At 42.2% G+C, this 13,283-nt stretch carries 11 protein-coding genes; 1 reads left to right on the top strand and 10 read right to left on the bottom strand.

Annotated elements, in window-relative coordinates; all coding sequences use genetic code 11:
- The 10 genes from RCH62_RS04490 to RCH62_RS04445 form a co-directional block, all read right to left on the bottom strand.
- Positions 1–520 (bottom strand): arginine deiminase family protein (locus RCH62_RS04490; RefSeq protein ID WP_306474727.1); only part of this gene is annotated, 520 nt, incomplete at its 3' end.
- 266 nt (positions 521–786) lie between these two features.
- On the bottom strand, positions 787–1,473 hold the full coding sequence (locus RCH62_RS04485; protein ID WP_061563760.1) for a Crp/Fnr family transcriptional regulator: 687 nt from the start codon (positions 1,471–1,473) through the stop codon (positions 787–789).
- A gap of 142 nt (positions 1,474–1,615) precedes the next feature.
- Positions 1,616–2,668: a serine hydrolase gene (locus RCH62_RS04480; protein ID WP_306474726.1), complete on the bottom strand. Its 1,053-nt coding sequence runs from the start codon at positions 2,666–2,668 to the stop codon at positions 1,616–1,618.
- A 142-nt stretch (positions 2,669–2,810) separates the two neighbouring features.
- Entirely contained in the window at positions 2,811–4,283 is a 1,473-nt protein-coding gene (locus tag RCH62_RS04475; protein ID WP_306474725.1) for a helicase HerA-like domain-containing protein, read from the bottom strand.
- A gap of 253 nt (positions 4,284–4,536) precedes the next feature.
- A complete protein-coding gene (sodA, locus tag RCH62_RS04470; RefSeq protein ID WP_048689195.1) occupies positions 4,537–5,142 on the bottom strand; it encodes a superoxide dismutase SodA in 606 nt (201 codons plus the stop codon).
- Positions 5,143–5,213: 71 nt separating this feature from the next.
- On the bottom strand, positions 5,214–6,251 hold the full coding sequence (holA, locus tag RCH62_RS04465) for a DNA polymerase III subunit delta (RefSeq protein ID WP_306474728.1): 1,038 nt from the start codon (positions 6,249–6,251) through the stop codon (positions 5,214–5,216).
- Positions 6,229–6,894 carry a DUF805 domain-containing protein gene (locus tag RCH62_RS04460; RefSeq protein ID WP_306474724.1) on the bottom strand — a complete coding sequence of 222 codons (666 nt, stop codon included), beginning with the start codon at positions 6,892–6,894 and terminating at the stop codon, positions 6,229–6,231. Before RCH62_RS04460 ends, holA begins: the two co-directional genes overlap by 23 nt.
- A gap of 62 nt (positions 6,895–6,956) precedes the next feature.
- Positions 6,957–9,197: a DNA internalization-related competence protein ComEC/Rec2 gene (locus tag RCH62_RS04455; protein ID WP_306474723.1), complete on the bottom strand. Its 2,241-nt coding sequence runs from the start codon at positions 9,195–9,197 to the stop codon at positions 6,957–6,959.
- On the bottom strand, positions 9,181–9,867 hold the full coding sequence (locus tag RCH62_RS04450) for a helix-hairpin-helix domain-containing protein (RefSeq protein ID WP_306474722.1): 687 nt from the start codon (positions 9,865–9,867) through the stop codon (positions 9,181–9,183). The genes RCH62_RS04455 and RCH62_RS04450 overlap by 17 nt, the downstream gene beginning before the upstream one ends.
- A gap of 103 nt (positions 9,868–9,970) precedes the next feature.
- Positions 9,971–10,714: a 1-acyl-sn-glycerol-3-phosphate acyltransferase gene (locus RCH62_RS04445; protein WP_306474721.1), complete on the bottom strand. Its 744-nt coding sequence runs from the start codon at positions 10,712–10,714 to the stop codon at positions 9,971–9,973.
- A 137-nt stretch (positions 10,715–10,851) separates the two neighbouring features.
- Between RCH62_RS04445 and RCH62_RS04440 the strand changes: the two genes are divergently transcribed.
- On the top strand, positions 10,852–13,191 hold the full coding sequence (locus RCH62_RS04440; protein WP_306474720.1) for a cation-translocating P-type ATPase: 2,340 nt from the start codon (positions 10,852–10,854) through the stop codon (positions 13,189–13,191).
- Positions 13,192–13,283 lie beyond the last annotated feature (92 nt).

The following is a 13,283-nucleotide window of genomic DNA, read 5'->3' as shown; positions in this document are numbered from 1 at the left end:
CTGCATTACCAATTGTAGCAAATGGGTCACGTGTGAAGTACAAGTTTGGCATTGGGTCGATTGCAAATGGATAGTCAGATTCAACAAGGTCTGTCAATCCTTTTGCTTCTTCAGGAATTTCTGGAAGTTCAGCTTTTTGAACCCCTGCCATTGTTTTTTCAACCAATTCTTGGTTGTCTTCAATGCTGTGAAGCAATTCACGGATCGCAACTTTTGTTTGGCGTCCACGAATGTTTGCTTCTTCAAGGTATTCTTCGATGAACTGATCACGAATTTCTGGAGAAGTCAATGATTCAGCAGCCAACTGCTCAAGATAAAGTACTTCGATTCCTTCGTTACGAAGTGCTTCAGCAAATGCGTCGTGTTCTTTTTGAGCATCTTCCAAGAATGGAATATCATCAAAAAGAAGACGTTCAAGATAGTCAGGCATCAAGTTTTCCAACTCTTTACCTGGACGGTGCAAACAAACTTTTTTCAGTTTTCCAATTTCTGAGAAAACATGAATTGGGTGTGTAGACATCTATTGTCCTCCTTTTTCTTGCGGTTTAGCTTAGCTAATCCCGTTTACAGGTTCCATTTTATCACCAATTGGTACCGCTTTCACAACCAATCTTCCATTACGAATGCCAAGAATTTGACACTTTTTTAAATATTACCCTAGTTTTATGAAAAATGAACCGCTTTCTTTGGATATTTTGCTAAATATATTCTTTTTGTGAGTAAATATTTTTTTATTTGATTTTTGAAACTTTTTAACGTTTTTGACAGAAAGTAAAAGAAGCCCTACTAGGCTTCTTCAAAACTATCTAAAAAGAATGGAAGATCGAGAAAAGTTAATTTCTTATGCTTGTACTCGATTCTCTCCTCTTCTAGGAGCTTCTTTAACACTTGATTGACGGTTTCCCTCGTCGTCGCAGCTAATCTAGCCAACTCTTTCATGCTCATTGGAAAAGGAATGGTTGGACCAAACTTTTGATAATCCTTACAAAGTAGAGCTAGGGATTGAATCACACGATCACTGGCACTGGCTGCGACCACATTACGAAGCCGCAACTCCTGGAACTCCAGAATTTTTGAAAGTTTTCTCGTAATGAAGAGAACTTGTTCCATACTGGACTGGACAATTTCCTCATAAAGCTGAACAGGAATACTGAAGTATTTTACGGTTGTCATGGAAGTGGCTGTATAGTGATAAGTTGAATCTGTAAACATACCACCGTATGGGAAGACAGCTCCTTCTTTAATGTAATCCATATACGAGAAGGTGTCTGAAGAATCAAACTCCTCAATACGGACATAGCCTTCTACCACTAAAAAAATCCGATCGCGCTTATCACCAGCAAAAAATAGGATCTGTCCCTTTGGAATTTCTCTATAATGGATTTCTACAGCTAATTTATCGAATTTTTCAACTGGAATTTCAGAGAAAGCTGGATGGGATCGAATCAACTGATAATCTTCTTTTGTAATCATTTCTATTCTTTCTTTAGGTTCTTTAGTTATTATATCATATTTATTCACTGACCTCAAAGAATGTCCCCAAGATTTAACCATGAAACAATATTTTCCATAGAAAAAACCTTCCCAAAACTGTTTTGGGAAAGCTTCTAAATCGTTAATTGACATTTACACGGTGCCATTCATTGATCACATAGCAGAGTTGGCCAAGTAAATGAAGACCATAGCCACTGATCTCCGTACTTTCTGGAGTAGTTCCCCCTAGACCAGCTGTAAAAATCGAGATGAGGTAGGGTGTTTGTTCGTAAACGATGGCTTCGACATTGAGGGCTTCCGCTACATAACCAGGTTTTTGCTGAATGACTAAATCTGGTAAATACCGTTTGTAGTATTCATTCGGGAAGGACTCTCCGATCAATTCTAGCAAGGTCGCATATTTTTCTTTATGATTCCAAAGATAGTCTAAGACTTGAATATAGTAATCAGATGTCGTTTTGTTTTCAGGACTAATAGTTTTTATTTCTGCTCGGGATTTTCCATACTTTTCATACTTTCCGTAAACATTGTCCATACCACCAAAGCGGTCGGCCAAGGCATATGCCGGCGTATTTTCTGAATAGACAAGAGAATACCGCTGCATATCTGGGATCGTCATAGCGCCACCGAAGGCAGCTACATAATTATCGTGCTCTCCAAGGTACTCGTAGTAAGTATTGGTAATATCAAATTCTTCCGTTAAATTTAATTTCCCTGCATCGACTTCATCCACGACTAACATATTGAGGGGCAGTTTATAGGTACTTCCAGCTGTCATCGGCTGCAACTCATTCATCGAAAATTGTTGGCCTGTCGCAGGATTTTTGTAGGTAAAGGTAATTTGGGAAGGATCAATACCATATTCAGCCATGTAGTCTTGTACAACTTCAACTAAGCCTTTATTGGCATAATCATAGACAAGACCCAAATTCTCCATGGTTTCACGATCTTGATCTATGACAGCTTGTTTTTCTTCAGGAGTTTTGACACGAGGAGGTTGAAGGGGCTGCTTCTCTTCCTTGGACTCAACTGGTTGAGCCGTCGTTCCCTCTTGAGCAAGTGGTGAGGCCGGAGCCTGATGAAGATGGAGGTAAGTTAACGCTCCAACTCCTCCTATACATAGTAAAATTCCCAACACAATCATGATCGATCGAACATTAAATATTTTTTTCATATGAAGTTAATTATAAAAGATTCTCTTTAAAATAACAAGGTGTTTCCGGATCAGAAAACGATTTCTTCTAGAAGAAATTTTTTAGCGATTTCCAGATCAATCCTTCTTCATTTTCCTAATAGTCCATCCCCTTTTGACTGTCTTATTTCCGCTTAAAGGATCCCATGATCAGTTTTGCCACTTCACGCGCAATGGTACGGAACAAGGAACTGATAAAGGAATCTTTGGCCTTTTCTAAACTAGATTTCCGCAGACGGCCCGGACTCCGTTTTTGACTGGCCTTCTCTTCTGCAACTCTTGCTTTATCTTCCTCTTCCCGCTCCTTTTCCTTCTCTTCTCTAGCAGATTTTTCAGTCAATTTTTCATAAGCTGATTCATTGTCTACTCGAACAGCATATTTTTGATGGAAAGGAGAGCTGGTCATCAAGGCCAACTGTTCACTCTCGTTTAACAAATCAAAACTCGATTGTGGAGACAAAATATAGGAGCGTTCCACCACACTTGGTTGCCCCTTTTCATTTAGGAAGGAAACGAGAGCTTCCCCTGTTCCCAACTCCGTCAAGACAGTTTCCGTATCAAATTCTGGGTTTGGTCGGAAGCTTTGAGCAGCAACCTTGATGGCCTTCATTTCTTTTGGCGTATAGGCACGCAAGGCATGTTGGACACGATTCCCAAGCTGAGCCAATACAGATTCAGGGAGATCTTGAGGATTCTGTGTAATAAAGTAGATCCCTACTCCTTTTGACCGGATAAGGCGAACGACTTGCTCAACCTTTTCCAGGAAGAGCTTGCTCGCATCATTAAACAAGAGGTGGGCTTCATCAAAGAAGAAGACAAATTTTGGTTTTTCTAGATCTCCAACTTCTGGTAAGGTTTCGAACAAACGAGACAACATCCAGATCAGGAAGGTTGAATAAAGCTTAGGGGAGTTGAAAAGACGAGTCGCTGATAGAATGTTGATGTAGCCTCGTCCACTGCTGTCCAATTGCATAAAATCTTGAAGATCCAAGGCAGGCTCTCCGAAGAATTGATCTGCCCCCTCTTGCTCTAGCACTAACAAGCTTCGTTGAATAGCTCCTACTGATTGTTTACTGATATTGCCGTATTGAGCGGAATAATCTGAGGCATGGTCATAGACTTCCTTCAAAAGACTCTGCAAATCCTTCAAATCAATCAAAGGCCAATTTTTTTCTTTGGCCAATTTAAAGACGATGGCCAAAATCCCTGTTTGCGTTTCGTTGAGGTCCAACAAGCGCGCTAGCAAGAGAGAGCCCATTCCTTCAATCGTTGCACGGACCGGATGACCTGCTTGACCAAAGACATCCCATAAGCGAACTGGAAAAGCTTGAGGTTCAAAAGGATCTGCAATACCAAGTAGTTTATAGCGCTCTTCCATCTTTGGCGTCCATTGTCCTGCTTTAGCAAGACCTGATAGATCTCCCTTGATATCTGCTAGAAACACCGGAATCCCTTGCTGACTTAATTTTTCAGTTATGACTTTTAGGGTCACGGTTTTCCCTGTACCAGTAGCCCCTGCAATTAACCCGTGGCGGTTGAGCATTTTTAGATAAAGTGGCGTATCCACTGCTCCTTTTGTAATCGTAATACTTGTCATTTTCATTCTCCCTTTTGTTGAGGTACAGTTTTTTTCAGAAAAAGTGCCACGGCTTCTTTCTTATGTAGGAAGCCTTTCTCCTCACTTTCACATACTCTTCTAGTGTATCATTTTCAGGTATAAACGCAAGAAATATCCCTCCCAAAATGGGGTATTCATTTGAGACTATGTTGGCCAATTTGAAAAATAAAAAGCCTGAATCGAGAAGCTCCTTTAAGAGACCTCTTGATTCAAACTTTTTTATTATGAAAGCTTATTTAGCTGCTGCGTAAAGCTCGTCTACTTTGTTCCAGTTGATCACTGAGAAGAAAGCTTTGATGTAGTCAGGACGAACGTTGCGGTATTTCACGTAGTAAGCATGTTCCCAGACATCCAAGCCCAAGATTGGTTTCTTCCCTTCTGAGATTGGTGTGTCTTGGTTTGCAGTTGAAGTTACTTCAAGCTTCCCTTCTTTGTTCACAACCAACCATGCCCATCCAGAACCGAAACGAGTAGTTGCTGCTGCAGTGAAAGCTGCTTGGAATTCTTCGAATGAACCGAAGGCTTCATCGATTGCTGCTGCAAGTTCTGCTGAAGGAGCTGTCTTTTCAGGAGTCATCAATTCCCAGAAAAGAGCGTGGTTCAAGTGTCCACCACCGTTGTTGATAAGCGCTTGGCGGATATCAGCTGGGATCGATTCTACATCTGCCAACAAAGCTTCAAGGTCTTCACCAATTTCAGGGTGTTTTTCAAGAGCTGCATTCGCATTGTTTACGTAAGTTTGATGGTGTTTATCATGGTGCAAGTGCATTGTTTCAGCATCAATGTATGGTTCCAATGCATCGTATGCGTACGGAAGATCTGGTAAAATAATTGCCATGGAAAATACCTCTATTTCTTTATGTATATAAAAATGATAACGCAATCATCCAATTTATTCAACTATTCTGCTTACACAGATGGGTTAGTCAACTTTAGCAAAGCCAAATCAAATAGATAATCTTTCTCATAGGTTCCCGATTTCATTTGGAAATCGGTATCAATCAACAGACAAATCGCCTGCTCCAAATAGCTTAAAGATATTCCTCTACTATCTCTTAGAGCAAATTTGACTTGATAGGGATTTACTTTTCGACCGGTCAGCTCTGATAGGTCTGAAACGATTTGGGATTCTGTTCGTCCCTCTTGCTTCAACAGCTTGACCTGTGTGTAAATACGGAACTGACTCAATAAAATGGCCAAAAGCTTGATTTCATCCTCTCCTTGCAGCCGAAGGTCCTTGACCAAACTGCGGGCAGAATCTATTTCTTTCTTTAAAATCATCTGGATCAGATCAAACAGATTATCCTGGAGTGTCTTTGGAATAGCCTCTTCTATATCTGTGATAGTGATGCTTGAAGCTCCCTTGTAGGTTTTAAGAAACTCCAAGTTTTTCTGAATCTCACTAAAATCAAAGCCAGATTTGATCAAAAGTTGGTCGAAGGCTTGTGAATCAATCGCTAGCCCTAGAGACTTGATCTCTTCCGTGAAATGGGCACGCAACTCCTGCTCTTTTAATTCAGTCGCTTCCAGCAACTGGGCATCCCTTTTTAAGAGCTTGACAATTCTTCGCTTGCTATCCAGTTTTCCTTCCGCAATGACAATCAAGCGAGTCGTTTCTAAAGGTGCCGATAAGTATCCTTCAAAGGACTGCAATTCATCATCTGTCAGGTATCTTTTTTTTGCGGTCGTCACATCGACAAAATGATCCAAAATCACTATTTTTTTATCCGCAAAAAATGGAAGGCTAACTAAGTCAAGCTCGACCTCTGAATATGCTGTTTCCTTCATGTCAAAATAGGAATAGTTCAAATCAGATGAATCGTAGCCAACTTTCTTTAAAAGTTGCTCTTTCATCCACTCAAACTGACCGATGTCATCTCCTGATAGAACCAGGATTGGAGGAAGGTTCTCAGCACTGATTTTTTTAATTGTTTGTAAAGCCTGCATGTTCTGAAGGTACCTCATTCCACTCTCTAAACTGATGCTGGGTCTGTTCCGATTCCATTTTCTTTTCAAGCGGCGCTTTCTCTAATGGAGTTGGTGGAGCCGAAACAATCTGGGGAATAGCTGAAAAACTGTTGGGATCCATCAAATGGGATGGCATACTTGGCGAAGAGACCCCAGGACTCATCGAAGCAAATACTGGAGAAGCATTCTGGTCCGGTTGTGCAAGTCTAGCACTTGGAAGGACCAAGAGACAAGCCAAACAGAGCAAACCCGCAAGAGCTAAGACTAGAAAAATGGAAATAGGAGATAAAAGGTAGAGTAAGATAGGGCCTAGAAATAGGAAAATCAACGACCAATGAAGACCCGCATCTCTCAATCGCCGAACGACTACTGCTTGCTGGGGAACAAAAATAAGATAGAGATACAGGAGAAAAAAGATGCTGAACCAAGCTGAAACGTCCATCCCGGTCAAGGGAATCACGTCTTCCTCTGATTTCGAATTTGAAAAGAGTAAGACCAATTGGTAAATCCAAAATGGACTGGTAAATAATAAATGCCAGGCTTGGCTAATCCAAAATTCTTTTCTATCTGATTTTCTTGAAAAATCAGCATATTGCATCCAAAACAACTGTAATGATTTCATACTTGTAACCTCATTTCCTTGACTTTATCATAGCAATTTTCAAGCTAGAAATCAAACAGCTCTTATCGAACGGTTTCAATCGTCCACTGATTCCACCCTCTAAAACGAATCGCTCCTTGCTGGTCTGTACGAAAAACAGTCATTTGTAACTCTTTGAAGCGCTCCAAGGTTTCCTGATGAGGATGCTGGTAACGATTTTTTTCGCCCGCAGATATCAAGGCAATTTTTGCTTGGATTTTCTCTAAGAAGGCAGGGTGAGAAGATCCCTTAGAACCATGGTGGCCTGCTTTTAGGACATCCACGCGCAGTTGAGGATAACGGGCTAACAAGGTCTTTTCCCCTTCTTCTTCTAAATCTCCTGTAAAAAGGAAGGACCACCCATAAAAGCGGCCATAAAGAACAATGGAATCGTTATTACTCCCATCTCCTATTTCTACCGGATAGAGGACTTCTGCACGCCCATCAAAAATCGACAGTTGATCACCAGCCTCCAATGTTTTTACCGGTAAGTTCAACCGTTTGAGCAGACGGACAAAAGAGTCTTTTTTTAAGCTTCCCTTGGAAATGTTGATTTCCTTTATCCTAACCTTAGTCGCAAGCACTTCCAAATCTCCCATGTGATCTGTATCAGTATGCGTGAGAATCATATGATCAATCTGGTCAATCCCCCTGCTCTTGAGATAGGGGAGCAGGGTCCGTTCTGCATTGCTAGAAGCCCTTCGCTTCTTCCATTCCTCCTTTTGGCTAAAGTCCACTTTTCCTCCTGTATCAATTAAGATGGTTTCCCCTCGCCAATCACGCAACAAAATACTATCACCTTGACCAATATCAATGATGGTAATCTCATTTTCTAAAGGATGCTTCACGATAGCAAATACAGAGCATACTAAGAGTAAAAATAGGTATCGCCATTTCTTAACCTTTCGAATCTCATAGAGACAAGCTAGCAAGCACAATAGTAATATAAAATAGTAAATGCTTGGCTGTCCAAAAACCAAGGATTGACTAGTGAAGCTCGCTAGATACTCCATACTTTTTTCCATCCAGACGAAGAAAGGATTCCAGAAGGTCAAGGGATAAAGAAAAGAAAGGAGAAAGACGACACTCAGTCCTGGCAACAACAGAAGGTCAAATAAGAGAGAAAAAATAAAGGTTAGAGGAAGGGACCAGGGTTGGTATTCTCCAAAGAAAAAAATGAGAAAAGGAAGAACCCCTAGTGTTAACACTAGACTCTCCTTGATGACTTTTCGGATTCCCTCCTTCTCCTCTTCGGAAGAGGTTAGCGTCAATATAAAGGCGTAGGCGCAGGATAAGAGGCCTCCAGCAGTCAATAAGGAGGACGGTAAGAGAAGGACTAACAAGAGGAGAGTGACTCCCATATTTTCCATTCCCTTGAGCCCAGCCTGGGCCAGGAGTTTCTGTAAGAGGCTTCGAACGACCGAAACCGAAAAACCTGTCATCCCAGCATAAAGGAACGAAAACGGATAGAGGAGGTAGGCAACCTTTTCCTGCTCCAATCCCAAGCGGAGAAAGAAGCGCCGAAAGGCATCTAAGAAGAAGGCAACCTGCATACCCGACAAGGCGAACAAATGGATAATCCCCAAGTTCGAATACAACTGGCTCATTTCTTCAAACTCTACATCTAAAAAACCAAAAAGCAAGCCCGTCATGTAGTGACTCATGGGCTGGGGAAAATGCTGGTGAACCCATACAAGGGCCTTTCGCCTCCAACTAGACAGTAGCCCTATGAAATCTCTAGGCTCAGCAGGTCTCTTTTCAAGAATGTGACTGATTTTCAAAAGGTGATAAATCCCTTGTGTTTTCAGATAAGCCTGGTAATCAAAGCCCATAAAATTACGCTGTTTTGTCGGTGTTTCCAATTCGCCTTTGATCCGTAATTCTAGCCCCTGATCCAGGTGTTTAAAATAGGCTTGTTCTTCCTCTGACTGAAGCTGGTAGAAAACCTGAAGAGTACGGCTACCTGACTTGGCACGAAAGGATAAAGCATCTCCATTCACCTTGATGGTATCCGGTAAAAGCTGAATGACCCTTGGGACCCTATGATCGCTTGACTCTTGTTTTCCCTGTTCGATCCGGAAAGCAAAACAAAGGGTAAAGAGGGAAAGAAACCCTATGAGGCACAGAAATCGTTTGCCATCGTAGCGTCTTCTAAACAAGATGAAGAAGGCCAGAAGGAAGATCGAAGCGAGCCAGTGTCCCGTGTAGATCCAATAATAGAGAGCTAAGACCGGCAGGGTGAGATGAAATGGATGAATGTTGAGACTTCTAATCCACTGTAACATGCTCTTTTAACTTTTCTAGCGTCTTTTGGCCAATCCCAGAAACATTTTTCAATTCATCAACAGACTGAAATTTCCCTTTTTCCTCTCGATAAGCAATGATATCTTGGGCTCGCTTTTGACCTATCCCTGAAATCGTCTGTAGTTCTGCTTCTGTTGCCGTATTGAGATTGACCTTTCCATCTTTTGACTGCTTTTCGCCGTCACCGGTCGTCCCAGCAGATGCAGATGCGGACGCAACAGGCGCTACCTCCTCTCCATTCTTAGCAACATAGACGATGGACTCATCCTCCAATTTTTGCGCTAAGTTGACGGATTGGCTGTTGGCTTCGTCTGTCATCCCTCCTGCTTTTTGGACAGCATCATAGACCCGGCTCCCCACTGGAAGTTCGTAGACCCCTGCCTGTCTAACAGCACCCTTCACATCCACCATGATTTTCTCTTGAGAGGAGTCCGTCTTTTCCTCACTCCTCTGTTGAGAGCTAGAAGGGAGGCTGGTGTCTTCCTTAGGAGAAGTCTCCTGATCCACCATTTCTAACTGGGAAATGACAGTTTCCTGTGCTTGTGGGGGTTGCTTAGGCCAAAAAAGAAATACTCCTCCCATCACTAGCCCCACAGCAGCCAAACCTAAAAACAGTTTATATTCCTTGATCTTCTCAATCCACGTCTCCATAAATACCCCTTTTATTTTTATTATTCGTAAAAAATCGAAGAAATAAAAAAAAGAATGTCAAAAATCACATGATTTTTGACATTCTTGTTCTCAAGAAAACTCATTAGTCCTTCCGATGCTTGTCTGGATCCCAAACGAAACTTGCGATATAACTAAATAAGAGGGTCAATAGAGCGACCATCAAGACAAATGGCAACAGTAAAAACTTCAATAAACGGATGAGGATAAAAGGTTTCCGGTCATTGCGCAGTGCCTGAGATTCCGCATCTAAGCGATCAAACTCAGCCTGGATACGTCTTGCAACTTCTTCCACTCCCTCATCATTCATTTTTGCAATATCAGAGATATCAATAGGGTGCCCAAAGTTCATGTCAACCCGTTCACAGGTCGCTAGTCCTTTCAAAGTCATTGGACCCGTATAAGTGACAGGCATAATACGTACCTTGGCCATCTTGGCAATCACAGCAACTCCACCCTTAACATCCTGAGAATGGCGACTTCCACTTGGAAACATAATCAAGGAACGCTTGCTTTTTTTGAGCATATTCACTGGGTATTTAATCGCTGCTGCACCTGGATTTTCACGGTCAATTGGGAAAGCCCCGCACATGCGAATCCACCATCCAAAAATCCGATTGGTAAAGAGTTCCTTCTTAGCCATAAAGATAAATTGCTTGGGTTTGGTCGCAAAGGCCATGTAGACCGGATCCCACCAAGTTCGATGAGGAGCTACGAGAATGTAATTTTCCTCTTGACTCGGAATCAGTTCCTTATGATGGTAATGAGCATTTCCATTCAGAACCCATAAAATAAAGGTCACTAAGCCACGTAAATAGGTATAAAACATGCTTTCTCCTTTGATAATTCTCTTGTTTATCCATTATACCGTATCCTTCTCTTCCCCGCAAATCTTTTCAAAAACTTGATGACTCAACAAACCGACTGCATCTAGTCTTTTTCTTAAAAAAATGATATGATGTTTTTATGGAAATGAATGAATTAAAGGGATTAACCCATGAAGAGGTCCGCAAAAAAATACAGCGTGGCCAAACCAACGAATTTAAAGCGAATACCAGTACCAGTACCTGGCAAATCATCAAGCGCAATGTCTTCACCTTGTTTAATGCTTTGAACTTTGTGATCGCCCTCGCTTTGGTTGCGGTACAAGCCTGGAGCAATCTGGTCTTTTTTGCAGTCATCTGCTTTAATGCCTTATCCGGGATTGCTACAGAGCTCCGCGCTAAACGGATGATTGATAAATTGAACTTGATGAGTAAGGAGCTCGTCACTGTCATCCGAGCCGGGGAAGAGGAAACCATTGATCCAGAGGAAATCGTCCTTGGCGACCTGATTAAGCTATCTGCTGGAGACCAAATTCCGAGTGATGCCATCGTTCAAAAGGGAGTTGCTGAAGCCAACGAAGCCATGCTGACGGGAGAAAGTGACTTGGTTCTCAAGGAAGAGGGAGATGAACTTCTATCCGGTAGCTTCTTAGCGAGTGGCCAGGTCTACGCTCGTGTCAAACGTGTGGGGGCCAATAACTATGCTAATAAATTGATGGTAGAAGCGAAAACTCTCAAACCCATCAATTCTCGCATCCTCTACAATCTCGCAAAAATCTCTAGTTTTACTGGAAAGATTATTATCCCATTTGGAATTGCCCTCTTCTGTGAAGCCTTTTTGATTAAACTGCTTCCAGTGAAAGATTCTGTGATTACCTCTTCCACTGCTCTCCTGGGCATGTTACCAAAAGGGATTGCCCTTCTGACAGTGACCTCACTCTTGACAGCCGTGATCAAGTTAGGGATGCGCAAGGTCTTGGTCCAAGAGATGTACTCTGTGGAAACCTTGGCTCGTGTCGATACTCTTTGTTTGGATAAGACAGGAACCATCACCCAAGGAAAAATGACCGTCAAAGGCATTCACTCCCTGTCTGAACACTTTTCTGAAGAAACTATCGAAGTTATTCTCGCTGCCTATATGCAAAATTCTGAGGATAACAACCCAACTGCCCAAGCTATCCGCAAAGCATATGGCGAGTTAGAACACGCTTATACAGCCGAGTCAATCATTCCATTTTCAAGTGATCGAAAATGGGGGGCCATGACCCTGACCAACTTGGGGACCGTTTATTTAGGGGCCCCAGAAATGCTCCTCAAAGAAAATCCTCCAGCGGTATTGGAAGCCCAAGCCCATGGATCACGGGTCTTGATCTTAGCTCGCAGTGTGGAAGCCATTGATATGCATGATTTGACTTTGCCAAGTGATGTAGAAGCGATCGCCGTCATTGAAATCCTCGATCCAATCCGCGAAGGGGCTGCCGAAACCTTGGATTATCTTCGCTCCCAAGATGTAGATCTCAAAATCATCTCTGGTGATAATCCTGTCACTGTTTCTTACATTGCTAAGGAAGCTGGTTTTGAAAGCTACGAAAGCTATATTGACTGTTCTAAGATTGAGGACGATGAGCTGGTGGACCTAGCTGAAAGTACAGCCATTTTTGGACGGGTTTCTCCTCATCAAAAGAAACTCTTGATTCAAACCCTCAAGGCTGCTGGTCGAACCACTGCCATGACAGGGGACGGGGTCAATGATATCCTAGCCTTACGAGAAGCTGACTGCTCCATCGTGATGGCCGAAGGTGATCCTGCAACCCGTCAAATTGCCAATCTCGTCTTGTTAAACTCTGACTTTAATGATGTTCCAGAAATTCTCTTTGAAGGTCGTCGGGTCGTCAATAACATTGGACGAATTGCTCCTATCTTCTTTATTAAGACGATCTACTCCTTCATTCTGGCCATTATCTGTATCGCAAGTGCTCTTTTCTTTGACATCAACTACTTGTTGATCTTCCCATTTATTCCGATTCAGATTACGCTGATTGACCAGTTTGTCGAAGGATTCCCTCCATTTGTCTTGACCTTTGAACGAAACATTAAGCCAGTGGAAAAACACTTCCTCAAACGCTCCTTGCATCTGGCCTTACCAAATGCCTTGATGGTTGTCTTTAGCGTCTTATTTGTTCGTTTATGGGGAGCTCATCATGGCTGGTCTAGCCTGGACATGTCTACCCTTTCCTACTACTTATTGGGATCTATTGGCTTCTTGTCCGTTATTCGGGCTTGCTTGCCACTTAATATCTGGCGAGGTCTCTTAATTATCTTCTCTGTCTGCGGCTTCTATCTCTCTGCCTTTTACTTGAAAGGCCTGATTGAAATCGGGACATTGACAGCTGTGACCTTCCCTGTCTACCTTGCCTTGATGGCTCTCTTTACGGGAATCTTCATCTTGGCGACCATTTATCAAAAATATGAATTTGATTAAACAACTCTTAGATAAGGATGGAACGAAAGTTCTGTCCTTTTTTTCTTATCTCTTTCTACACTTTTCCCCGCACTCTTTTCATGCTATAATAG

It is taken from the genome of Streptococcus sp., assembly GCF_030825805.1.
Lineage (GTDB): Bacteria > Bacillota > Bacilli > Lactobacillales > Streptococcaceae > Streptococcus.
Note: the sequence above shows the minus strand (reverse complement) of the source record. Positions and strands in the feature narration are given on the sequence as shown.